Origin of the sequence: Nocardioides sediminis (genome assembly GCF_003047295.1) — a bacterium.
In the GTDB taxonomy this organism is placed as follows: domain Bacteria; phylum Actinomycetota; class Actinomycetes; order Propionibacteriales; family Nocardioidaceae; genus Nocardioides; species Nocardioides sediminis.
This window is the reverse complement of record NZ_PZYZ01000005.1, coordinates 23,492-45,467: the sequence shown is the minus strand read 5'-3', so window position 1 is coordinate 45,467 and position 21,976 is coordinate 23,492. Positions and strand designations below refer to the sequence as shown.

At 72.2% G+C, this 21,976-nt stretch carries 21 protein-coding genes; 10 read left to right on the top strand and 11 right to left on the bottom strand.

Annotated elements, in window-relative coordinates:
- The first annotated feature begins 9 nt into the window (after positions 1–9).
- Positions 10–1,743: a DUF4012 domain-containing protein gene (locus DAI17_RS12565; protein WP_107773456.1), complete on the top strand. Its 1,734-nt coding sequence runs from the start codon at positions 10–12 to the stop codon at positions 1,741–1,743.
- Between the two features lie 6 nt (positions 1,744–1,749).
- Here DAI17_RS12565 and DAI17_RS12560 read toward each other — a convergent pair whose 3' ends face one another.
- Positions 1,750–2,757 (bottom strand): sulfite exporter TauE/SafE family protein, encoded by a 1,008-nt coding sequence (locus DAI17_RS12560; protein WP_107773453.1) that lies wholly within the window; start codon positions 2,755–2,757, stop codon positions 1,750–1,752.
- The gene (cysC, locus tag DAI17_RS12555) at positions 2,757–4,571 is read right to left on the bottom strand and encodes an adenylyl-sulfate kinase (RefSeq protein ID WP_107773451.1); all 1,815 of its coding nucleotides are present in this window, start codon (positions 4,569–4,571) and stop codon (positions 2,757–2,759) included. The genes DAI17_RS12560 and cysC overlap by 1 nt, the downstream gene beginning before the upstream one ends.
- 40 nt (positions 4,572–4,611) lie before the next feature.
- Here cysC and DAI17_RS12550 point away from each other — a divergent pair, with 40 nt between their 5' ends.
- The 3 genes from DAI17_RS12550 to DAI17_RS12540 all read left to right on the top strand — a co-directional run bounded on the left by DAI17_RS12550 (position 4,612) and on the right by DAI17_RS12540 (position 6,890).
- A complete protein-coding gene (locus DAI17_RS12550; RefSeq protein WP_107773449.1) occupies positions 4,612–5,571 on the top strand; it encodes an asparaginase in 960 nt (319 codons plus the stop codon).
- 93 nt (positions 5,572–5,664) lie between these two features.
- Entirely contained in the window at positions 5,665–6,057 is a 393-nt protein-coding gene (locus DAI17_RS12545) for a helix-turn-helix domain-containing protein (RefSeq protein WP_107773447.1), read from the top strand.
- 62 nt (positions 6,058–6,119) lie between these two features.
- Positions 6,120–6,890 (top strand): hypothetical protein, encoded by a 771-nt coding sequence (locus DAI17_RS12540; protein ID WP_107773445.1) that lies wholly within the window; start codon positions 6,120–6,122, stop codon positions 6,888–6,890.
- Positions 6,891–7,022: 132 nt separating this feature from the next.
- Here the strand turns inward: DAI17_RS12540 and DAI17_RS12535 are convergent, their stop codons facing one another.
- The 3 genes from DAI17_RS12535 to DAI17_RS12525 all read right to left on the bottom strand — a co-directional run bounded on the left by DAI17_RS12535 (position 7,023) and on the right by DAI17_RS12525 (position 10,793).
- On the bottom strand, positions 7,023–7,316 hold the full coding sequence (locus DAI17_RS12535; protein WP_107773443.1) for a DUF2516 family protein: 294 nt from the start codon (positions 7,314–7,316) through the stop codon (positions 7,023–7,025).
- Positions 7,317–7,330: 14 nt separating this feature from the next.
- Entirely contained in the window at positions 7,331–8,809 is a 1,479-nt protein-coding gene (locus tag DAI17_RS12530; protein ID WP_107773441.1) for a polysaccharide biosynthesis tyrosine autokinase, read from the bottom strand.
- Positions 8,810–8,906: 97 nt separating this feature from the next.
- Entirely contained in the window at positions 8,907–10,793 is a 1,887-nt protein-coding gene (locus DAI17_RS12525) for a DUF4012 domain-containing protein (protein WP_107773439.1), read from the bottom strand.
- A gap of 99 nt (positions 10,794–10,892) precedes the next feature.
- Between DAI17_RS12525 and DAI17_RS12520 the strand changes: the two genes are divergently transcribed.
- Positions 10,893–11,252, top strand: a complete 360-nt coding sequence (locus tag DAI17_RS12520; protein WP_107773438.1) for a phosphomannose isomerase type II C-terminal cupin domain — start codon at positions 10,893–10,895, stop codon at positions 11,250–11,252.
- Between the two features lie 85 nt (positions 11,253–11,337).
- Here the strand turns inward: DAI17_RS12520 and DAI17_RS12515 are convergent, their stop codons facing one another.
- The 3 genes from DAI17_RS12515 to rfbB all read right to left on the bottom strand — a co-directional run bounded on the left by DAI17_RS12515 (position 11,338) and on the right by rfbB (position 14,716).
- A complete protein-coding gene (locus tag DAI17_RS12515) occupies positions 11,338–12,183 on the bottom strand; it encodes a PDDEXK family nuclease (protein WP_107773436.1) in 846 nt (281 codons plus the stop codon).
- A gap of 140 nt (positions 12,184–12,323) precedes the next feature.
- Entirely contained in the window at positions 12,324–13,718 is a 1,395-nt protein-coding gene (locus DAI17_RS12510) for a sugar nucleotide-binding protein (RefSeq protein WP_107773805.1), read from the bottom strand.
- Complete coding sequence (rfbB, locus tag DAI17_RS12505) at positions 13,718–14,716, bottom strand: dTDP-glucose 4,6-dehydratase (RefSeq protein ID WP_107773435.1); 999 nt, start codon at positions 14,714–14,716, stop codon at positions 13,718–13,720. Before rfbB ends, DAI17_RS12510 begins: the two co-directional genes overlap by 1 nt.
- A gap of 58 nt (positions 14,717–14,774) precedes the next feature.
- Here rfbB and rfbA point away from each other — a divergent pair, with 58 nt between their 5' ends.
- Complete coding sequence (gene rfbA, locus DAI17_RS12500) at positions 14,775–15,668, top strand: glucose-1-phosphate thymidylyltransferase RfbA (protein WP_107773804.1); 894 nt, start codon at positions 14,775–14,777, stop codon at positions 15,666–15,668.
- A 9-nt stretch (positions 15,669–15,677) separates the two neighbouring features.
- Here the strand turns inward: rfbA and DAI17_RS12495 are convergent, their stop codons facing one another.
- Together DAI17_RS12495 and gmd are read right to left on the bottom strand one after the other, a co-directional pair.
- A complete protein-coding gene (locus DAI17_RS12495; protein WP_107773433.1) occupies positions 15,678–16,625 on the bottom strand; it encodes a GDP-mannose 4,6-dehydratase in 948 nt (315 codons plus the stop codon).
- Positions 16,622–17,602 (bottom strand): GDP-mannose 4,6-dehydratase, encoded by a 981-nt coding sequence (gmd, locus tag DAI17_RS12490; protein WP_107773431.1) that lies wholly within the window; start codon positions 17,600–17,602, stop codon positions 16,622–16,624. The genes DAI17_RS12495 and gmd overlap by 4 nt, the downstream gene beginning before the upstream one ends.
- A gap of 68 nt (positions 17,603–17,670) precedes the next feature.
- On the opposite strand from gmd, the gene galE reads away from it, so the two are divergent.
- From galE to DAI17_RS12475, 3 genes are read left to right on the top strand one after another with little or no spacing between them, the layout of a single operon-like run.
- Entirely contained in the window at positions 17,671–18,684 is a 1,014-nt protein-coding gene (gene galE / locus DAI17_RS12485; RefSeq protein WP_107773429.1) for a UDP-glucose 4-epimerase GalE, read from the top strand.
- Positions 18,684–19,391, top strand: a complete 708-nt coding sequence (locus tag DAI17_RS12480; protein ID WP_107773427.1) for an N-acetylmuramoyl-L-alanine amidase family protein — start codon at positions 18,684–18,686, stop codon at positions 19,389–19,391. Before galE ends, DAI17_RS12480 begins: the two co-directional genes overlap by 1 nt.
- A gap of 28 nt (positions 19,392–19,419) precedes the next feature.
- Entirely contained in the window at positions 19,420–20,346 is a 927-nt protein-coding gene (locus tag DAI17_RS12475; RefSeq protein ID WP_107773425.1) for an alpha/beta hydrolase, read from the top strand.
- A 3-nt stretch (positions 20,347–20,349) separates the two neighbouring features.
- On the opposite strand, the gene DAI17_RS12470 is transcribed toward DAI17_RS12475, so the two are convergent.
- Complete coding sequence (locus DAI17_RS12470; protein ID WP_107773423.1) at positions 20,350–21,252, bottom strand: dihydropteroate synthase; 903 nt, start codon at positions 21,250–21,252, stop codon at positions 20,350–20,352.
- A gap of 31 nt (positions 21,253–21,283) precedes the next feature.
- On the opposite strand from DAI17_RS12470, the gene DAI17_RS12465 reads away from it, so the two are divergent.
- Positions 21,284–21,973, top strand: coding sequence for a dihydrofolate reductase family protein (locus DAI17_RS12465; RefSeq protein ID WP_234412481.1), 690 nt, complete (start codon positions 21,284–21,286; stop codon positions 21,971–21,973).
- The last annotated feature ends 3 nt before the right edge of the window (positions 21,974–21,976 follow it).

Sequence of the window (21,976 nt, the reverse complement as noted above, 5' to 3'; positions counted from 1 at the left end):
TCATCGGTCATGGTCCGACGGGGGATGGCGCTGCTGGGGCTGCTGGCCCTGCTGCTCGTCGCGTTCGCGCTCTATGCCGGGTGGCAGGCGTGGCAGGTCAGGAACCATCTCCAGGCCGCCGAGCAGCACGTCCAGGTCCTGCGCACCGCTCTGGACGGGGTGGACGAGGAGGCCGCGGACGAGGCCGGCACCGACCTGGCCCGCGAGGCACGCGCCGCTGCGGAGCGCACCGAGGGGATGGTGTGGGGCGTGCTCACCGCCGCGCCCGTGTGGGGAGACGACGCGGTAGGCGTACGCGCGCTCGCCCGGTCGCTGGACGACCTCGCGAGCGGCGCCGTCGAACCGCTGCGGCGTACGTCGGAGCTGGTGGGGGCCGTGCACTCCGACGACGGCATCGACCTGGAGGTGGTGCGCGACCTCCAGACGCCGGTCGGGGTCGCGCACGCCGCCGCGAGCCGGGCGTCCGACGAGGTGGCGGACGTCGACACCGACGGCTTCGCCGCCCCGCTGAAGAGCCGCTACGAGGAGTACGTCGACGCCGTCGACGACATCGCCTCGGGGCTCGGCTCGGCCCGGACCGCGGTGTCGCTGCTGCCGTCCATGCTCGGGGGCGACGGTCCGCGGCGCTACCTCCTGGTGTTCCAGAACAACGCGGAGATCCGGGGCAGCGGCGGCCTGCCCGGCAGCTTCGCCGAGGTGGTCGCCGAGTCCGGCCGGCTGCAGATGCTCTCCCAGGGCACGGGGGAGGAGATGGGCCGGCGCACGCCACCACTGGCGACGAGCCCGGCCGAGCAGGCCGTCTACGGCGCCCGGCTGGGAGCGACCTTCACGGACGCGACCTCCAGCCCGCACTTCCCCCGGGCCGCCGCGCTGATGAGGCAGCGCTGGGAGGAGCGGCACCCCGGACGCCGGCTCGACGGCGTCGTGGCGATCGACCCGGTCGCGCTGTCCTACCTGCTGGCAGGCACCGGTCCGGTCACCGTGGCGGACACCACCATCACCGCCGACAACGCCGCCGCCACCCTGCTCCACCGGGCCTACGTCGAGCTGCCGGAGAGCGCCCAGGACGCCTACTTCCAGCAGGCGGCGCGCGCCATCTTCGACGCCGGGACCAGGGACCTGGCCGACCCGATGGAGTTCGCCCGCGGGCTCACCCGGGCCGCGCGGGAGGACCGCCTCCTCGTGTCCAGCGTCCACGCGGCCGAGCAGAGGACCATCGACGGGACGAGCGCGGCCGGCCTGCTGACCCAGGACGACGGCGCCACCCCGCACGTCGACGTGTCCCTCGACGACCGCACCGGGGCGAAGATGTCCTACTTCCTGCGCTACGACGCGGACGTGCGGGCCACCAGCTGCGAGGGCGACCGGCAGGTCCTCACCGGCTCGATGACGCTCTCACAGGACATCGACCCCGCGGTCGCGGCCACCCTGCCGACCTACGTCACCGGCAGCGGGGTGAGCGGCGTCCAGCCCGGCCTCCAGTCGGTGTCCGTGCACCTGCATGGACCCCACGGGGGGACGGTGGACGACGTGCGCGTCGACGGCCGGGAGGCCACCCCGCTCACCGTCGTCGACCTCGACGGACGCCCGGTGGCCAGCCAGTCGGTGCTCCTCGGCGGCGAGGACGTCGTGGTCGAGTGGCGGATGTCCACCGGTCCGGGCCAGACCGGTGACGGGCTGCTCGGGCTCACCCCGGGCGTGCTGCCCGGGGACAACGACGAGCGCTTCGCCTCGTCCTGCTGACCGCCGTCAGCGACCGGTGCGCTTCATCCCGATGACGCCCGGCGTGTAGTCCGGGTCCTCGAGCTCGGCGATGGTAGGGGAGCCGAACATCGGCAGGCCCTGCGACCGGCGCAGGAAGCCCCAGACGATCGGCAGGACCAGCAGGACGGCCAGGCCGACGCCGGCGATCAGGAACGGGTGCGTCTCCTCCACGCCCAGCGGCGCCCAGCCGGACTTGTCGAGCAGGGCTACGCCGCTCATGGTCAGCACGACGACGATGCCACGCCGGATGAAGGACTGCGGCACGCGCGGGGCCAGCTTGGAGCCGAGGATGGTGCCGGGGACGGACCCGATGAGCAGCGGGACCAGGATGCCCCAGTCGATCCCGTGCAGGGCGATGTTGGAGATGGCGGCGGCCAGCACCAGCGGCACCGCCTGCACCAGGTCGGTGCCGACCAGCTTCACCGCCGACAGGCCGGGGTAGAGCATCAGCAGGGCGATCATGATCACCGAGCCGGAGCCGACGCTGGTGATGCCGACGAGCAGGCCGCCGAGCATGCCGACGAGCAGGGTCGGGACCACGCGGATGGCGGGGTTGTCGTCGTGGACGTGGGTGCCGGAGCGCACGCGCCGCAGGTTGACGTAGAGCCGCAGGGCGTAGGTCGCCGCGGCGAGGAGCAGCGCGAAGCCGATGCAGATGACCAGCACGTGGTTGAGCTGCTCGGCGTCGTCGGTGAACCACGCGATGAGGTGGGGCCCCAGCAGGGCCATCGGGATCGACCCGATCATCAGCCACTTGGCCAGCTGCATGTTGGGCGAGCCCTCGCGCTGGTGCACGATCGCGCCGCCGGTCTTGTAGACGGCCGCCGCCGTCAGGTCGGCGGTGACCACGGTCGCCGCCTCGCCCACGCCCAGGAAGAGCAGGGCCGGCGTCATCAGCGCGCCGCCGCCCATGCCGGTCAGCCCGACGACGATGCCCACGACGAACCCCGCCACCAGGATCGACAGGGCGGTCAGGGTGAGCAGCTCGGCCATCAGTCCTCCTCGGCGAGCGCTTCCACAATCACGCTCAACATTGTCGACATCTTGCCCGCTGCGGCCGCAGCCGCCGCATTCCCGCGCCGGTAGGGGTCGTCGATGTCGTCCTCGGGGAGGGGCGCCGCACGCCGCTGGCCCGCCGTCGCGAGCAGCTCGCGGCCGCGGAGGTCGGGATGGGCCTCGGCGGCCCGGGCGAACTGGCCGAGGGTGAAGACCTTGCGCAGCGCCTGGGGGTGCTCCTCGAGGATGAAGGCGCGGTGGCTGCGCTCGGCGGTGAGCACGAGGTCGGCGTCGTCGATGAGGTCGCGGGTGAGCCGGCGGCTCCGGAAGGTGTCGTCGGCCGAGTCGAGGGTGCCGGACATCACGACGTCCATCGGGTGGGAGTCGAAGCCGTGCGTCCCCGCGCTGGAGAACTCGAGGCCGTCCCTCGCCAGGCCGCGGGCGGCCTGCTCGAGCCAGGCCGAGCGGCAGATGTTGGCGGTGCAGACGAAGAGGACCCGGATGGGGCCGGTGTCCGGGGTCGGTTTCGACACACTCGTCCCTCGCTGCTCGACCAGCGCGGAGGTCGTGCCCTGCTCCTCCCGCAGCGGTGAGACCGCGGCTCGGGGCTCGACCGCCGGAGTCGGGGCGAGGTCGAGGTGGCCGGTGGCGGCCAGCGCCTCCAGGACGTCGTCGAGGGCGTCCTCGATCGTCCGGCCGGTCGTGTCGACGCGCACGGCGGCGTCGTCGGGCTCCTCGTAGGGCGAGGAGATGCCGGTGAAGTCGGGGATCTCGCCGCGGCGGGCCTTGGCGTAGAGGCCCTTGCGGTCCCGGCGCTCGCACTCCTCCAGCGGCGTGGCCACGTGGACGAGGAAGAACTCACCGCCGGCGTCCTCGACCATCCCGCGCACCGTGGCGCGGGTGGAGGCGAAGGGCGCGATGGGGCTGCAGATCGCCACGCCGCCGTGCCGGGCGATCTCGGCGGCCACCCAGCCGATGCGGGTGATGTTGGTCTCCCGGTCCTCCCGGGAGAACCCGAGGCCGGCCGAGAGGTGGCGGCGTACGACGTCGCCGTCCAGGCTCGTGACCGTCCGCTCGCCCTGCTCGAGCACCCGGTCCATCAGGGCGCGGGCCAGCGTGGACTTGCCGCTGCCCGAGAGGCCGGTGAAGAAGAGCACGAGGCCCTGCTCGCCCGGCTCGGGCAGGTCGCGGTCGACGACGGCCTGGATGGTGGGCGGGTAGGGCGCATCCTCGGCGTCCGAGAGGGCGTGCACGGGGTCGGTGCCGGCGTAGGTCTCGGCGACCCGGACGCCCAGCTCGTGGTCGGCCTGCGCGTCGCCGTGGTCGGCGAGCGGCACCACGACCACGACGGCGTCGTCGAGCAGGTCGGCCGCGGCCAGGGTGGCGCGGATCAGCGCGACGGGGGAGAGGTCGGAGGTGCCGTGCCCGGCGAAGACCAGCAGCAGGGCCGGGCCGAGGCCGCGGACCTCCTCGAGCTGCGGGGCGGTGAGGGCGTCGGTGACGGGCACGACCGTGCGGCCGGCGTGCTGCTCGCGGACCTGGCGCGCGGTCAGGTAGAGGCGACGGAAGGGGCCGTACTGCGCGTGCGTCAGCCCGGTCACCTCGCCCGTCGCAGGCGCCACGCGCGCCAGCGGCAGGCCCTCGGGGTCGACCAGCTCGACCTCGTCGGCCGCGGCCAGCTCGGTCGGCAGGTCGAGGGTCAGCACGCTGCCGGGCGCGTTGAACGCCGTCAGCGGGTGCACGGCCCCCGTGGTGAGGAGCTCCAGGTCGTCGAGCTCGCGCGGGCTGGGGTGGTGCTGGGGGGTCGACACGGGTCAATCCTGCCAGTCGGGCCGTCGGTAGCCTGCAGCCATGTCGAGTCCTGTGGTGGTGGCCGAGATCGTGCGTTCGGGGTTCGTGGAGGGGCACCACTACGGATCCGTGGTGGCCCTCGACCCCGAGGGCGGCGTCGACTGGTCGGTCGGGGTGGTGGACGAGCCGGTGCTGCCGCGCTCCTGCAACAAGCCCGTCCAGGCCCTGGCCATGGTGCGCGCGGGCCTCGACCTGCCGCCCGACCTGCTCGCGCTGGCGTGCGCCTCCCACTCGGGCGAGCCGTTCCACGTCGAGGGAGCGCGGCGCATCCTCGCCTCCGCCGGGCTGACCGAGGACGCCCTCCAGACGCCACCGGACTACCCGATCGACGACCAGGCGCGCGACGAGGTGGTCCGCGGCGGCGGTGCCCGGACGCCGATCCTGATGAACTGCTCCGGCAAGCACGCGGCCATGCTCGCCACCTGCGTCCTCAACGGCTGGCCGGTCGAGACCTACCTGGCCCCCGACCACCCGCTGCAGAGGGCGATCGCCGAGACCTTCGCCGAGCTGACCGGCGAGCCCGTGACCACCGTGGCGGTCGACGGCTGCGGGGCGCCGCTGCTCTCCACCTCCCTGGTCGGGCTCGCCCGCGCCTTCCGGACCCTGGCGGTGGCGACCGACGGGCCCGAGCGCCGGGTGGCGGACGCGATCCGCGAGCACCCGGCGTACGTCTCGGGGACGCGGCGCGACGAGCTCGCGCTGCTGACCGCGATCCCGGGCGCGATCGGCAAGGCCGGGGCCGAGTCCTGCTACGCCGTCGCCCTGCCGGACGGGCGCGCGTTCGCGCTCAAGACCGACGACGGCGCCCCGCGGGTGCGCCCGGTGCTGATGGCCGAGGCGATGCGCCGCTCGGGTGTCCTCGAGCTCGAGGGCGTGGACGCGGACGCCGTACGACGCACGGGCGAGCACCTGCTGCTGGGCGGCGGGGAGCCGGTGGGGGAGATCCGCGCGAGCTGGTAGCTAGCAGCGATCTCCCAGTCCTGGTCGGGAGTGTGAGGCCACTCACGCCCGAGGAGTTTGCATTCTGCTAACTGGTGTTAGCACTATGGAGACATGAGCAAGGGCAGCAAGGACGGGAAGACCGTCGTCGAGTCCCTCGGTGACTTCCTCAGGGAGCAGCGGCTCGCGTCGCGACTCTCCCTGCGGCAGCTCGCCGAGCAGGTCGGCGTCAGCAACCCCTACCTCAGCCAGATCGAGCGTGGTCTGCGCCGCCCCTCTGCCGAGGTCCTGCAGCAGATCGCCAAGGCGCTGCGGATCTCGGCCGAGCAGCTCTACGTCCGCGCGGGGATCGTGAGCCCCGAGCCCGGCGTCGGGGGGTCGGTCGAGCTGGCCGTCCTGGCCGACACCGGCCTGACCGAGCGGCAGAAGCAGTCCCTGCTGGACGTCTACGCCTCCTTCCTCGCCCTCAACGCAGGGCAGGCGGGGCAAGCGGGCGAGCAGTCCTGATCCGACCCGGCCACGATCACCGCGATCGGGTCGGCACCCCACAGAGAAGAAGGAGCACCACCATGGCCAAGAGCACCCTCCCGAAGCCCGTGTACGCCTACGTCGGCGTCACCGACCTCGCCGTCGAGGTCGTCCGCGACCTCGTCACCGAGACCCAGACCCGCATCGCGGGCGTCCAGAAGGACGTCACCGCCCGCGTCGCCGACGTGCAGAAGACCGCCGGCGACCCCAAGGCCCTTCGCGAGCGCGCCACCACCGTCGTGAGCGCCCGCGTCGACGCCCTCGCCAAGGACGCCAAGGCCCGCCGCGAGGCCATCGAGTCCCGCGTCGCCGAGCTCCAGGCCGAGGCCAAGGCCTACCCCGGCAAGGTCCAGAAGCTGGTCGACGACAACGTCTCGCAGGCCACCGACACCTACGCCGAGCTGGTCAAGCGCGGGGAGACGCTCGTCGGCCGCGTGCGCCGCCAGCAGTCGACCCAGGCGACCGCCGCCTCGGCGAAGACCACCGTGACCAAGGCCAAGACCACCGCCACGCAGGCCAAGAAGGCCGTGGACGCCGAGACCACCGCCACCAAGAAGACCGCGACCGCCCGCAAGACGGCCGCCAAGAAGAGCACGGCGAAGAAGAGCACCACCAAGACGGCCGCCGCCAAGAGCACCACCTCGGCGCCCGCCACCAAGACCGCCGCCAAGAAGGCCCCGGCCCGCAAGGCCCCCGCCAAGGCGACCTCCACCGCGCAGAGCAGCGCCAAGGCCACCGCCACCGCGGCCAAGAAGACCGCGTCCAACGCGGCCCAGGCTGCCACCGAGGCCGCCGAGAAGGTCGGCGACTGAAGGACTGGTGCCGCACCCGGCACCGACGACGACCAGCTGGCCCTCTTCTAGGGCTTGTTGATCCGGAACACGCGACGACCCCCAGCCCGACGGGCTGGGGGTCGTTGTCGTGTGTAGTGCTCGGCGCCGCGGTCAGCGGCCGCTGGTGACCTCGGCGAGCGCCGGGCGCACGTCGGCGAGGTAGACCAGCGCCGCGATGGTGAAGGCCAGGTGGATCAGGTTGATCGGATTGGCGTTCATCAGCAGCACCTGGGAGAGCAGGCCGATGCCCAGGATGATCGTCCACGCTGGCTTGGTGAGCTTGCCGGTGGCCGTGTAGGCCTCGGCCGAGAACATCAGCGAGCTGATGAACGCGTAGGACTTGACCGCCAGCAGGGCGAGCGTGATGGCGAGGTAGACGTACCCCTGGAACTCGAAGAAGGCCACGGACCCAGCCTAGGTCACGCCCGGCGACGGCCGCCCCTGCCGGAGGTGACGGTTCCCCGACCCTCGGCCTTGTTCTCCGCCTTGGTGCGGGCCGAGGCCTCGCTGCGGGAGCGCCTGGTGTCGACCTCGGTCTCGAAGCCGTAGCCGTAGCCGTAGCCGTAGCCATAGCCGTAGCCCGTGCGGTTCTTGCGGCTCGGCGCCTGGTTGATGACCACGCCGAGGGCCTTGGCGTCGACCGCCTCGAGCCGCTCCACGGAGTGCTCGAGCTGGTCGCGGGTGGTGCGGCCGTGGCGGACGACGACGACCGCGCCGTCGGCCTGGGCGGCCAGGAGGGCGGCGTCGGTGACCGGCAGCAGCGGGGGAGCGTCGATGATGATGACGTCGAAGTCGCGGCGCAGGTCGGCCAGCAGGGCCTCCATCGCGTGCGACTGGAGCAGCTCGGAGGGGTTGGGCGGGATCGGCCCGCAGGCGAGCACGTGGAGGCCGGAGTCGCGGTACTCCTGGAGGGCGTCGGCGAGGGACACCTTGCCGATCAACACGCTGGTGGTGCCCACGGCGCCGTCGAGGCCCAGGCGGGAGGCGACCAGGGGGCGACGCAGGTCGGCCTCGACCAGGACGACGCGCTGGCCGGCCATCGCGGTCGTGAGCGCGAGGTTGATCGCCGTGGTCGTCTTGCCCTCGCCGGGCAGCGAGCTGGTCATCACGATGACCTTCTGCTCCTCGTCGACCTCGACGTACTGCATGTTGGTGCGCAGCACGCGGAAGGCCTCGGCCCAGGGGGTGGCGGTGCTCAGCACCTCGTGGGGCGCGAGGTTGGCCGCCTCGTCGGTCGCGATGTTGCCCAGGATCGGCGCGTCGGTGACGTCACCGATGTCGTCGCTGGACCTGAGCGAGGTGTCGAGGAGCTCGCGGGCCACGGCGGCGCCGATGCCCAGGAGGAGACCCAGCACGCCGGCGAGCGCCATGTTGCGCAGCGGCTGCGGCGAGACGGGCGTGGCCGACTCGACGGCGTCGTCGATGATCGTGGCCCGGATGGGTGCGCGGTTCCTGCCCTCGGGCGTCTCCAGCTCACGGACCAGCGCGGCGAGCTCCTCGCCGTAGGCCTGCGCGACGGCGCGGGCGCGGTCGGGATCGGCGTCGACGGCGGTGATCTCGAGGATCACCGTCTCGGGGACCACGCTGGCGGAGACTGCGTCCATCAGCTCGCCCGAGTCCGAGCCGTCGCCCAGCACACCGCCCACCTGGTCGGCCAGCGCGCGGCTGGTGACGAGGTCGGCGTACGACGTCACCCGCTGGGTGGCGAACAGGTTGCCCGTGTAGGCCGAGCTCGAGTCGGACTCGCTCGTGGTGGACACGAACAGTCGCGTGGAGGACGAGTACTGCGGCGTCGACTGGAGGGTCAGGAGGGCGGCGACGGCCAGGGCGCCGACGAGGCACGCCAGCACGACCTTCCACCGTCGACGGACCGTGCGCCAATAGTCCTTCAGTTCCACGTGCTACCCGTCGTCTCGTGGGGGGAGTGTCCGTCCCGGAGCGCGGCCACTCTATCGGTTGCCCCCGGCACCCACCCAAAGCGCGAGACGGCTCCCGTCAGCGACGAGCGGTGACGCGCAGGGTGGTCGTCTCGGTCAGCCCGTCGGTCCGGTAGGTCGAAGTACGGCCGCGCGGCGAGCGCCAGCCGTCCTGGTCGGGGTCCGCCCGGAAGCCGCGCGGCCAGCTGACCCGCACGTCCATCGCCTGCGGGTCGACCATCCCCTGGGGGTCGAGGTCGAGGACGTAGGTCAGCCCGCCGTCGTCGCCCACCGCTGCGGCGCTCGGGACGTCGTAGGTCACTGTCAGCGTGTGCCGCGCCTGGGGTGCGAACTCGACCGTCCTGCGCAGGAAGGGGCGGCCGAAGAAGTCGCCCTGGTTGAAGTCGAACTCCTGCCCGTCGACCGCCGCCGATCGGATGGTGGCGCCGGGCGCGATGAACGGGGCGATGCTCAGGGTGTTCCACCGCGTGAAGTAGCCGGTCTTGAGGTCCGGCACCGGCTGGACGTACGGCGGGGAGTCGTTGTGGATCGCGACCTCGAGCCGGACCCGGGCGCTGCCGTCGCGCCGGACGTCCACCCGGGACGAGACCGTGCGGCGCTGCCAGTAGTCGGACTTGCTGCCGACGGCGTTCTGGGTGAAGACCCCGAGGTAGTCGTGCTCCGCCTCGGCGAGCTCGCCCGAGAGGCCGGCGTCGGCGAAGGCCGCCTGGACCTCGGCGTCGCGGAAGTAGGTGGCGAAGTGCCGCCCGCGCGCCGCGTCGCCCAGGACCTGGACCTTCTCCGCGAGGTGGCCTTGGCCGAAGAGCCGCTCGCGGAAGAGCGGGACCAGTGCTCGGTTGGTCTCGTGGCGGGCCAGGTTGTCGGGGTGCTCGTCGTAGCTGCCGACGAGGTTCTCGACCAGGTTGTCGGCCGTGAGGGTGCCGTAGGGCGGCAGGTCGATCGGGCCGGTGATCGCCGCCAGGTCGGCCAGCGCCACGACGTCGACGGCGATGACGCCGGCCATGGGGCGGCCGCGGAAGGCGCGCCAGGCGTTGACGAGCTCGTTGCCGGACACCTCCCAGTCGGGGGCGAAGGTCGACAGGGCGACCTGCAGCTTGCCGCGGTGGAAGGGGTTGCCCTTGACCTTCTTCCAGTAGCGGCGCTGGAAGGCTCCACGAGAGGTCGCCAGGTCGATCGTCTCCCCGATGCTGATGCGACCGTCGTCGAACGCCATCGTGGTGAAGGTCTGCGGGGTTCCGCCGGAGTAGAGCATCTCGGCCGGGTTGAGCATGGCCACGAGGTACTTGCGCTCGCCCTCGGCCCCCAGCACCCCGGGGAGCACCTCGAGCATGGGCTGGACCGACCGGATGCCGCTGGAGATCGGTGTGACCCGCTCCAGCGCCTGGTCCCGCAGGTCGGCGAGCCGGGTGCCGACCCCCAGGCGCTCGTCCTCGACGTCGGCGAGCTCGGCCTCGGCGGCCTCGGCGCGCTCGGCGACGCCGTCGAGGTCGGCCAGGAGCCGCTCCAGCGTCGGCAGGTCGACGTTGCCGTTGTCGAAGAGGGTGGACTTCTCGCCGCTCAGCTGCGGCCACGCGTCCACGCCGATCTCGGCGATGGCCGTGAGGTCGTCGAGCGCGTTGCCGAGGCGGCGTACGTCCCGGACCGGCCCCCCGGCGACCGGGACGACGCTCCAGACGTCACCCCCGACCCCCTGGACGGCGTCCTGGACCTCGTCCACGTGCCCGCGGGCGCTGGCCGTGTGCTCGGACGCCGCGGCGACGTCCCCCTCCTGGAGGGCGGCCTGCGCGGCGTCGAGGTCCGCCCGTGCCGCCTGCGCCGAGCCCGGCGCACCGAGGAAGGGGATGGCGAGCAGGCACAGGCCGACGACGACGAAGCCGACGAGGAGGACGGCGTGACGGAGGCCGAGACCGCGTGACGGAGCGTCGGCACGCCGGGGGGAAGGCATGCGGGACATGGTGCCAAACGTGTCCGCCCGAGTGGCAATGCCGGACTCGCCTCCCGGTAGCCTGAGCGCTCTCGGAACCGAACTGGGGAGAAGGAACGCATGTCGCTGGACTGGGAAGAGCGCCCGTGGGGCTCGTGGCACGTCATCGACGAGGGCGACGGCTACAAGGTCAAGCGCATCCACGTGTCTGCGGGGCAGCGGCTGTCCTACCAGACCCACGAGCACCGCTCGGAGCACTGGGTGGTCCTGACCGGGACCGCCACCTGCGTCGTCGACGGTGAGACGGTCGTCGCCGAGGCGGGACACTCCATCGACGTGGCCCAGGGTGCGGCGCACCGCATCACCAACGCCCACGACGAGGAGCTGGTGATCATCGAGGTGCAGCGCGGCGCCTACACCGGCGAGGACGACATCTGCCGGCTCGAGGACGACTACGGCCGCTCGGACGCCCAGGCCTGAGGGCCCTGGCGTCGGCAGCTCGCGACCTGTCGCGGACGGCCGAGCGTGCCGCCGGGTGTGACGGCGCCCAACTGCCGACGCAGGGTCAGATCGATCGGGCGCGTACGACGTCGCTGAGCGCCGCGCGCACGTAGTCGGGGCGGTGCATGACCTCGTGCCAGGTGAAGCGCGCCACGGTCAGCCCCTTCCGCGCGCAGGCGGTGTAGCGGTGCACGTCGCGGGCGAACGCGTCCCGGGTCCCGTGGAACTCCCACGACTCAGCCTCGACGACGATGCCGAGGCGCTCGTCGTACAGGTCGACGCGGCCCACGCCCTCGATCTCCACCTGCGGGACCACCGCGAGACCCGGGACGCCGAGGGACAGCCACCGCAGGACCGACTCGAAGGGGTTGGCCGCGCGGGCGTCGGCGAGCTCCACGACCCTGAGGGCGCGGCTCCGGCCCGTCCGCGGTGATGCCGCCGCGGCCTGTTCCAGGCGCGTCCGGGTGACCTGCCCCTCGCGCAGCGCGGAGTCGGCGACGCACAGGGCCACGTCGGGCTCGTAGGAGCGGGCACAGGCGATGACGGTCGCCAGGCGGCGGGTGACGTGGTTGACCACGTCCGACGACGGCAGGTCCTGCCAGTGCACCTCGAGGTCGCCGCGGGGGCGGCGTGCTCCGCGAGCCACGGTGATGCACGGCCTGGCCGGTGGGTCCTTGACCTTCCAGCCCCAGTGCTGGGCGGCCGTCAGGTGCGACGCCACCCCGCCCGCCTCGACGGCGAGGCGTCGTACCTCCCGCAGGTCCGCGAGGACGTAGAGGTTGCGACGGATGCGGGTGATCGTGCGGTCCTCGAGCGACTGCTCGAGGTGCTCGCGTGGCGTGACAGCCTTGAGCTCCGACCAGCTCGTGACGCCACCGCGCTCCCGCAGCGCCCGCACCACCTCGTCCACGGCGCCACCCTGCCGGGGATCGGTCGGAGCCCGCTCCGGTCATCCACAGGTCTCGTGTCGGCAGTTCGTCCGTGCGACGCGGGTACGACGACTCGGTGCGGTCCGCGTCGCGCCGAACTGCCGACGTCAGGGCGCAGGAGTCAGGCGGACAGGTAGCGGTCCAGCGCGACCAGCGCGTCCTCGGGCTCGAAGCCGCTGGCCCGGACCTTGTCCAGCGACATGGCGGAGCGCAGGGGACGCGGGGCGAAGGGCTGACCCTTGGCGAGCACGCCGGCGGCGTAGGCGTCGGTCGTGATGGGCGTGACGTCCCCGGCCGACCGGCCCGAGCGCTCGAAGACCGCCTGCGCGATCTCCGCCCACGACATCGCGCGGCCGCCGTTGGAGACGTGATAGGTGCCGTGCTCGGCGGCGGAGTCGAGCAGGTGGCGCGTCGCCCGCACCAGCTCGTCGGTGAAGGTCAGGCGCCCGACCTGGTCGGACACCACCGCGGGCGAGACGCCGTTGCCGGCGAGGGCCTGCATGGTGCGGACGAAGTTCTTGCCCTCGCCGATGACCCACGACGTGCGCAGCAGGTAGTGCCGGGGCGCGAGGGCCACCGCCAGGTCGCCGGCCGCCTTGGTCTGGGCGTAGACGCCCAGCGGGGAGAGGGGCTCGTCCTCGCTGTGCTCCTCGACGGTGCCGTCGAAGACGTACTCCGAGGAGTAGTGGACGAGCGTGAAGCCGTTCTCGCGGGCCAGCCGCGCCAGCGTCGCGGGCGCGGCCGCGTTGGCCGCCCAGGCGCTGCGGCGGCCCTCGGGGGTCTCGGCCGCGTCGACGGCGGTGTACGCCGCGGCGTTGAGGACCACGGCGTAGTCGTGCCACGGCCAGCCGGCGACGGCGGCGGCGTCGGTGATGTCGAGAGTGTCGCGGTCGACCCCTTCAGCCTCGGGGATCGCGGCGAGCAGCGCCTTGCCCAGCTGGCCGCCGGCGCCGAGCACCAGCGTCTTCTTCGGCGGGATCGCGGTGGCGGGGTCCAGCGCCGGGTTGTGCTGGTCCTTGTCGGAGATGATCGCGTCGGCCAGCGGGATCGGCCACGGGATCGCGACCGTCGGGTCGGCGAGCGCGAGCGCGGGGTAGGTGATGCCCGGGCGCCAGTGCTCGTTGACGAGGTAGGTGTAGGCGGTCGCGTCCTCGAGGGTCTGGTAGCTGTTGCCGACGCCGCGGGGGACGAAGACCGCCACCGAGGTGTCCATCTCGAGGGAGAAGGTCGCGCCGAAGGACTCGCCCTCGCGCATGTCCACCCAGGCCCCGAAGATCCGGCCGGTCGCCAGCGACACGAACTTGTCCCACGGCTCGGTGTGGATGCCGCGGGTCACGCCCCGGTCGGTGTTGAAGGAGACGTTGTTCTGCACCGGGCCGAAGTCCGGCAGCCCGATGGCCAGCATCTTCTGCCGCTGCCAGTTCTCCTTGAAGAACCCGCGCGCGTCGTCGCGGCGGTCGAGCCGGACGACCAGGAGACCGGGGATCGGAGTGGTCTCGAGGGAGGGGAGGGACATCACATGCCCTTGGCGGCGTACGTCGCCTCGGTGGCCTCCTTGGCCGGGCGCCACCAGTCCTCGTGGGTGCGGTACCACTCGATGGTGTCGGCCAGCCCGGACTCGAAGTCCTGGTACTGCGGCTGCCAGCCGAGCTCCTGGCGCAGCCGGCCGGACTCGATGGCGTAGCGCAGGTCGTGGCCGGCGCGGTCGTTGACGTGGTCGAAGTCGTCCTCGGCCTTGCCCATCAGCTTGAGGATCAGCTTGACGACCTCGAGGTTGTTCTTCTCGCCGTCGGCGCCGATGAGGTAGGTCTCGCCGATCTCGCCCTTGTTGAGGATCGTCCACACGGCCGAGGAGTGGTCGTCGGCGTGGATCCAGTCGCGGACGTTCTCGCCGGAGCCGTAGAGCTTGGGGCGGATCCCGTCGATGACGTTGGTGATCTGGCGGGGGATGAACTTCTCGATGTGCTGCCAGGGGCCGTAGTTGTTGGAGCAGTTGGACACGGTGGCCTGCACGCCGAAGCTGCGGACCCAGGCGCGGACCAGGTGGTCGGAGCCGGCCTTGGACGCGGAGTAGGGGGAGGACGGGTTGTAGGGCGTGTCCTCGGTGAAGCGCTTGGGGTCGTCGAGCTCGAGGTCGCCGTAGACCTCGTCCGTCGAGACGTGGTGGAGGCGCTTGTCGTGCTTGCGCACCGCCTCGAGGATCGTGAACGTGCCCAGGATGTTGGTCCGGATGAACGGGCTCGGGTCGTTGAGCGAGTTGTCGTTGTGCGACTCGGCGGCGTAGTGGACGACCGCGTCGTGCTCGGCGACCAGCGGGTCGACGACGTCGGCGTCGGCGATGTCACCGACGACGAGGCGGACGCGGTCGTCGGGCAGCCCGTCGAGGGACTCCTTGCTCGCGGCGTAGGTCATCTTGTCGAGCACGGTCACCCGCACGTCGGTGTGCTCCATGAGGTGGTGCACGAAGTTGGAGCCGATGAATCCGGCGCCGCCGGTCACGAGAAGTCGATCCATGGTGGCGGAGTCTAGTGGTGGTGATGTCCGGCGCCGGGAGGCCACTAGGGTGACCGCCATGCGCGGAATCATCCTGGCCGGCGGCACCGGGTCACGACTGCACCCGATCACCCTGGGGATCAGCAAGCAGCTCGTGCCCGTCTACGACAAGCCGATGATCTACTACCCGCTGACCACATTGATGCTGGCCGGCATCAAGGACGTCCTCATCATCACCACGCCGCACGAGGCGGAGGGCTTCCACCGGCTGCTCGGTGACGGGTCGCAGTTCGGGATCGACATCACCTTCGCCGTGCAGCCCAGCCCCGACGGGCTGGCGCAGGCCTTCATCATCGGCGCCGACACCGGCTTCCTCGAGCGAGGCGGCGACGAGGGTGCGGCGCTCGTGCTGGGCGACAACATCTTCTACGGCACCGGGCTCGGCAACCGGCTGCGCCGCTTCGAGGACCTCGACGGAGCGGCGGTCTTCGGCTACCACGTCGCCGATCCCACGGCGTACGGCGTCGTGGAGTTCGACGAGTCGGGTCGCGCGATCTCGCTCGAGGAGAAGCCCGCGAAGCCCAAGAGCCACTTCGCCGTCCCCGGGCTCTACTTCTACGACAACGACGTGGTCGAGTACGCCGCCGAGCTCAAGCCGTCGGCCCGTGGGGAGCTCGAGATCACCGACCTCAACCGGATCTACCTCGAGCAGGGCCGGCTGCAGGTCGAGGTGCTGCCGCGCGGCACCGCCTGGCTCGACACCGGCACCTTCGACTCGCTCAACGACGCCAGCAACTTCGTCCGCACCATCGAGGGCCGCCAGGGCTTCAAGGTCGGCTCGCCGGAGGAGGTCGCCTGGCGGATGGGCTTCCTGTCCGACGACGAGCTGCGCGAGCGCGCGGAGCCGCTCGTCAAGAGCGGGTACGGCGCCTACCTCCTCGACCTCCTCGACGAGGTGGGCGGGGCCCTGTAGGCCCAGTGGTCACCCGTCGAGGTCGGCGGCGACCATCCGGGCGACGACCTCGGTGAACCCGATCGTGGGCGCCCAGCCGAGCAGCGCGCGGGCGAGCGAGGGGTCGCCCACCAGGTCGGTGGCGTCGGCCGGCCGGACGAACGCCGGGTCGGTGTGCACCAGCGGCTGCCAGTCCTCGATGCCGGCCTCGGCGAACGCGGCGGCGACGAAGTCGCCCACGCTGTGGCTCTCGCCGGTGGCGACGACGTAGTCGCGGGGGCTGTCGGCGCGCGCCGCGCGGACCATGGCGTCGACGTAGTCGGGCGCCCAGCCCCAGTCGCGCCGGGCGTCGAGGTTGCCCATCACCAGGCGGTCGGCACGACCCCGGGCGATCGCGGCGACCGTCGAGGTGATCTTGCGGGTCACGAACTTCTCCGGCCGGCGCGGGGACTCGTGGTTGTAGAGCACCATGCTGGAGGCGTGCAGGCCCCGCTGGCGGGCGACGCCGACCGCGAGGTGGGCGTAGGCCTTCGCGGCGCCGTACGGGTTGAGGGGCCGGACCCGGGTGTCCTCGTCCTGCGGCGTGCGGTCGGGCTCGCCGAAGATCTCGGCGCTCGACGCCTGCACGACGCGCACGTCGTGGCCGCGCTCCTGCAGCTGGTGGGCGCTCTCGAGCAGGCCCACCGGGGCCATGCCGTTGACGCGGGCCACCAGGTCGGGCTCCTGCCAGGACTGCGCCACCGAGCTGATCGCCGCGAGGTTGTAGACCTCGTCCGGCGCCAGGTCGAGCACCAGCCGCCGCGTGCCCTCGACGTCCGCGACGTCACCGACGTGCAGGACGACCTCGGACGGGCAGTGCTCCGGCCGCTGCTCGTCCCGGAGCACGAGCGCGTGGACCTCGAGGCCGTCGGCGAGCAGTCGCTCGGCGAGGTAGCTGCCGTCCTGGCCGCCGACGCCCGTGACGAGGGCTCGGGTCACCAGCCCGCCTTGAGCGCCTCGACGTCGGCGTCGACCATCATCGCCACGAGCTCCTCGAAGCCGACCTTGGGCTCCCAGCCGAGCTTGGTGCGCGCCTTGGTCGAGTCGCCGATCAGCAGGTCGACCTCGGCCGGCCGCATGAACCGGGGGTCCTGGCGGACGTAGCGGCGCCAGTCGTCGATGCCGACGTGGCCGAAGGCGACCGTCAGGAGCTCCTCGATGGAGTGGGTCTCCCCGGTGGAGATGACGTAGTCGTCGGCCTCGGGCTGCTGGAGCATCATCCACATCGCGTTGACGTAGTCACCGGCGAAGCCCCAGTCGCGGCGTGCGTCGAGGTTGCCCATCACGATCTCGTCCTGCAGGCCCATCTTGATCGCGGCGACGGCCTTGCTGACCTTGCGGGTCACGAACTCCTCGCCGCGCCGCGGGGACTCGTGGTTGAACAGGATCCCCGAGCTGGCGTGCATGCCGTAGGACTCGCGGTAGTTGATGGTCATGTAGTGGCCGTAGACCTTGCTGACGCCGTAGGGCGACCGCGGCCACAGCAGGGTCTCCTCGGACTGCGGCACCTGCTGCACCTTGCCGAACATCTCCGAGCTCGAGGCCTGGTAGAACCGCACGGAGGACGGGTCGTCGCCGGCGTGCAGCCGGACGGCCTCCAGCATGTTGAGGACGCCCATGCCGGTCACGTCGCTCGTGACGAAGGCGTTCTCCCACGAGTAGGCCACGAAGCTGATGGCGCCGAGGTTGTAGACCTCGTCGGGCTGGGAGTCACGCAGCGCACGCATCAGGCTGGAGAAGTCGGTGAGGTCGCCGTTGTGGAGCGTCACGTCCGGGACCAGCCGTTCGACCAGGCTGCGGCGCGGGTTGTTCTGGCCCCGGATGATGCCGTGGACGTCGTACCCCTTCTCGAGCAGCAGCTCGGCGAGGTAGAGGCCGTCCTGGCCGGTGATCCCGGTGATGAGTGCGGTAGGCATGGGCGGGAGTCTGCCAGCCGCGACGTCCCTGCGTCATCGCGGGCCGGAGGGGCTCTAGGGTGACGCCCATGAAGATCCTCGTCAGTGGCGGCACGGGCTACATCGGCTCGCACACCGTCGTCCAGCTCGTCCAGGCCGGCCACGACGTGGTGATCGTCGACAACTTCAGCAACTCCCAGCCGACCGTGCTCGGGCGGCTCGAGGCGCTGACCGGCACCCACCTGCCGCTGCACTCCTTCGACCTGTGCGACCACGACAAGACCGAGCACCTCTTCGCCGCCGAGGACTTCGACGCCGTCATCCACTTCGCCGGCTACAAGGCCGTCGGCGAGAGCGTCGCCAAGCCGCTGGACTACTACGAGAACAACCTCGGCTCGACGTTCTCCCTGGTGCGGGCCATGCAGAAGTACGACGTCGACAAGCTCGTGTTCTCCTCCAGTGCGACCGTCTACGGCACCGACCAGGCCGGGGCGACCGAGGAGCGGCCGACGTTCGCGACCAACCCCTACGGCTGGACCAAGGTGATGCAGGAGCAGATCCTCACCGACGTCGCCCACGCCGACCCGCGGATGCGCTTCGCCCTGCTGCGCTACTTCAACCCGGTCGGCGCGCACGCGTCGGGCACCATCGGCGAGGACCCGTCGGACACCCCCAACAACCTGATGCCCTACATCGCCCAGGTCGCGGTCGGGCGCCGGGAGAAGCTCCAGGTCTTCGGCGACGACTACGACACCCCCGACGGCACCGGCGTGCGCGACTACATCCACGTCGAGGACCTCGCCGCCGGGCACGTCGCCGCGCTGGAGAAGCTGGCCTCGACCGACGAGCCCGTCAACGTCTGGAACCTCGGCTCCGGCCGCGGCACCAGCGTCCTGGAGCTGCTGCGCGCCTTCGAGAAGGCCGTCGGCCGCGAGCTGCCCTACGAGGTCGTGGCCCGCCGCCCCGGCGACGTGGCGTCGTCCTACGCCGACCCGGCCAAGGCCAACGCCGAGCTCGGCTGGCGCACCACCCGGTCGGTCGAGGAGATGTGCGCCGACACCTGGCGCTGGCAGTCGCAGAACCCCGAGGGCTACGCGGGCTGATGCTCGTCTCGCTGGTCGCCGCTGCGCTGGTCGCGTCCGGCCCGCTCGCCGGCACGACCATGGTGCTCGACCCCGGGCACCAGCTGGGCAACGCGCGGTTTCCCGACCAGATCAACCGCCCCGTCCCGGCGGGCGGGTTCACCAAGCCCTGCAACACGACCGGGACGGCGACCGCCGGCGGCTACCCGGAGGCGACCCTCAACTGGCAGGTCTCGCGCCGCGTGCGCGCGCGGCTCGTCGACCTCGGCGCGACGGTCGTGATGACCCGCACCTCCAACCGTCTCGACCGCTGGGGTCCGTGCGTCGACGTCCGCGGGCGTGCGGGCAACAGGATCGGTGCCGACCTCAAGGTCAGCATCCACGGCGACGGCTCCTACGCGGCCGGCGCCCGCGGGTTCCACGTCATCGCGCCGCCCGCTCGAGCCGGCTGGACCGACGACATCGCCCGCCCGTCGATGCGGCTGGCCCACTCGGTGCGCGCCGGGCTCGCGAGGTCGGGCGTGCCGGTGGCGAACTACGTCGCCGGCGGGGACGGGATCGACGTGCGGTCCGACCTGGCCACGCTCAACCTCTCCGACGTGCCGACGGTCATGGTCGAGCTCGGCAACATGCGGGACCCCCGCGACGCCCGGCGGATGACGACGGCGCGCGGGCGTGCGGCGTACGCCTCGGCGCTGGTCGGCGGGATCCGGCGCTTCCTGCGCTGATTCGTCGGCGGCGGCTAGGTTGGCGCGCATGCCCCTCGACCCCCAGCTCAAGGACATGCTCGCCTTCATCGACGCCGCCGGCTACCCGCCGATGGAGCAGGGCACGCCCGAGCGCGCACGGCAGGGGATGCGGGCGCTGTCGGTCGACCTGGTCAAGCCCGAGGACGTCGTGCCGGTCGGGTCCGTCGAGGACATGACGGTGCCCGGCGGGGCGGGGGAGCGGGACGCGCGCCTCTACAGGCCGGAGGGCGACGGGCCTTGGCCGACGCTGGTCTACCTCCACGGCGGCGGGTTCGTCATCGGCGACCTCGACACCCACGACCAGACCTGCCGCCGCATCTGCCGCGACGCCGGGGTGGCGGTGCTGAGCGTGGACTACCGGCTGGCGCCCGAGGACCCGTTCCCGGCCGGCCTGGAGGACGCCCTCGCCGCCACCGAGTGGGCCGCGGCCCACCTCGGCGAGCTGGGTGGTGACGAAAGACTGGCCGTCGGCGGCGACAGCGCGGGCGGCAACCTGGCCGCCGTCGTCGCCCAGCACCTCGGCGACGTGCTCGCGGCCCAGCTGCTGATCTACCCGGTCACCGACGGGATCGGCGACTACCCGTCCCGGACCGAGAACGGCGAGGGCCTCTTCCTGACCACCGCGATGATGGAGTGGTTCAGCTCGCACTACGTGCCCGCCGACGTCGACCTGGCCACCGAGCTCGCGCGGCTCGCGCCGCTGCACGGCGATTTGTCCGAGGTGGCGCCCGCGCTGGTCGTCACCGCCGAGTTCGACCCGCTCCGCGACGAGGGCGAGGCCTACGCCGAGGCGTTGCGCGCCGCCGGGGTCGAGGCCGAGCAGGTGCGGTACGACGGGATGATCCACGGGTTCGTCGACATGGTGCCGTTCAGTGGTGCCGCCGCCGAGGCGGTCGCCGACATGAACCGGCGGTTCGCCGCGCTGCTGGGCTGAGCCTCAGCGCACCTCGAGCGCCCGCAGGGCGTTGAGCACGACCCGCAGGTGCGGGACCTCGTGCACCCGGAGCAGGTGCGAGCCGCCGAGCGCCGCGAAGACGCCGAAGAACCCCTCGCCCTTGCGGAACTCGTCGCCGAAGAGGTCGTAGGTGTGCGGCAGCACGTTGCACACGGGGACGCCCAGGGGGCGCAGCCGGAAGGTGTTCGCCAACACCCGCGCCTGGTGGAGCGCCCGGGTCAGCGGGTCGACCAGGTTGCCGTAGTGGAAGCCCATCCCCGGGTCGACCACCACGTTGTCGGCACCCAGCGCCCGGGCCCGCTCGAGGCGCGGCCCGAAGTGGTCGAGCAGCACGGGCAGCGGGTCGGCGTCCGGCGGCACGTCGGAGGCCTCGCGCACGTTGGCGGTCTCGCCGAAGCACATCACCACCGCGGCGTCGTGCTGCGCGGCGAGCGTGAGCATCTCGTCCTCGTGCTCGCGACCGGTCATGTTGAGGACGCGCGCGCCGGCGTCGAGGCAGGCGGCGACGACGGTGGGCTCGTAGGTCTCGACGGAGACGAGGGCCTCGGCGGCCAGCCGCTCGACCACCGGGACCAGCGCCTTGACCTGGTCGGCAGGGGTGACCCGGGCGGCGTACGCGTTGCTCGACTCGGCGCCGAGGTCGATGATCGCGGCGCCTTGGGCGGCCTGGATGCGTCCCATCCGGACGGCGTCGTCGGGACCGGTCGCCACGCTCTCCCGGTAGGTGGAGTCGCGCGACAGGTTGACGCAGCCCATCAGCGTGACCGGGCCGTCGCCGATCACCACCTCGCCGGCCGGGCCGTCGAGCGTCACGGGCTCGACCGGGGCGTCCCAGGCGTCGCCGTGCTGCGCCTGGAGGGCCGCGAGGTCCGAGAGGGTGATCACCCCAGAGACTATAGGCGGCAGGATGGAGCGCGTGACCCTCTCCCTGCCCCACCTGGCCGACCTGACCGACGACGAGCTCGCGGAGGCCTACGCGCCGCTGGCCGAGCCGTGGCTGCGGGTCAACTTCGTCAGCACGGTCGACGGCGCCGCCCAGGGCGGCGACGGGCTCAGCAAGAGCATCAACAACGCGGTCGACAAGCGGGTCTTCGACTCGCTGCGGCGGCAGGCCGACTGCCTCGTGGTCGGCGCGGGGACGCTCCGCGACGAGGGGTACGACGTCCCGCGGCTGCCGCTGGTCGTCGTGAGCCGGTCGGGGGACGTGCCCGAGACGCTGCGCGGGGCCCCGGAGGGTCGGATCCTGATGGCGACGACCGCCTCCGCCTCGGGACTGTCGGACGCCCGGTCCCTGCTGGGCGACGACCAGGTGATGGTGCTCGGCGAGGACGAGGTCGACCTGGTCGCGCTCAAGGCGCGGCTGGCCGCGCGGGGCTGGGTCGACCAGCTGTGCGAGGGCGGCCCGGGGCTCTTCGCCGCGATGCTGGAGGCCGGGGTCGTCGACGAGCTGTGCCTGACGGTCGTGCCGCGGCTGAGCTGCGGCGACCACGTGCGGATCACCGCCGGGCCCGAAGTCGACGTGGCGCTGCGCCCGCACTCCCTGATCGAGCAGGACGGGACGCTGCTGGGCCGCTGGCTGGTCGCCAGCGGCCCGAGCAACGACTGATCG

What these genes read in the sequence shown, in the direction of transcription:
- DAI17_RS12520 (WP_107773438.1), top strand. Translation starts at nt 10,893, where the DNA reads ATGTCGCTGGACTGGGAAGAGCGCCCGTGGGGCTCGTGGCACGTCATC.
- rfbA (WP_107773804.1), top strand. Translation starts at nt 14,775, where the DNA reads ATGCGCGGAATCATCCTGGCCGGCGGCACCGGGTCACGACTGCACCCG.
- gmd (WP_107773431.1), bottom strand. Translation starts at nt 17,602, where the DNA reads ATGCCTACCGCACTCATCACCGGGATCACCGGCCAGGACGGCCTCTAC.
- DAI17_RS12525 (WP_107773439.1), bottom strand. Translation starts at nt 10,793, where the DNA reads ATGCCTTCCCCCCGGCGTGCCGACGCTCCGTCACGCGGTCTCGGCCTC.
- DAI17_RS12560 (WP_107773453.1), bottom strand. Translation starts at nt 2,757, where the DNA reads ATGGCCGAGCTGCTCACCCTGACCGCCCTGTCGATCCTGGTGGCGGGG.
- DAI17_RS12475 (WP_107773425.1), top strand. Translation starts at nt 19,420, where the DNA reads ATGCCCCTCGACCCCCAGCTCAAGGACATGCTCGCCTTCATCGACGCC.
- DAI17_RS12510 (WP_107773805.1), bottom strand. Translation starts at nt 13,718, where the DNA reads ATGTCCCTCCCCTCCCTCGAGACCACTCCGATCCCCGGTCTCCTGGTC.
- DAI17_RS12540 (WP_107773445.1), top strand. Translation starts at nt 6,120, where the DNA reads ATGGCCAAGAGCACCCTCCCGAAGCCCGTGTACGCCTACGTCGGCGTC.
- DAI17_RS12550 (WP_107773449.1), top strand. Translation starts at nt 4,612, where the DNA reads ATGTCGAGTCCTGTGGTGGTGGCCGAGATCGTGCGTTCGGGGTTCGTG.
- DAI17_RS12545 (WP_107773447.1), top strand. Translation starts at nt 5,665, where the DNA reads ATGAGCAAGGGCAGCAAGGACGGGAAGACCGTCGTCGAGTCCCTCGGT.
- rfbB (WP_107773435.1), bottom strand. Translation starts at nt 14,716, where the DNA reads ATGGATCGACTTCTCGTGACCGGCGGCGCCGGATTCATCGGCTCCAAC.
- DAI17_RS12565 (WP_107773456.1), top strand. Translation starts at nt 10, where the DNA reads ATGGTCCGACGGGGGATGGCGCTGCTGGGGCTGCTGGCCCTGCTGCTC.
- galE (WP_107773429.1), top strand. Translation starts at nt 17,671, where the DNA reads ATGAAGATCCTCGTCAGTGGCGGCACGGGCTACATCGGCTCGCACACC.
- DAI17_RS12480 (WP_107773427.1), top strand. Translation starts at nt 18,684, where the DNA reads ATGCTCGTCTCGCTGGTCGCCGCTGCGCTGGTCGCGTCCGGCCCGCTC.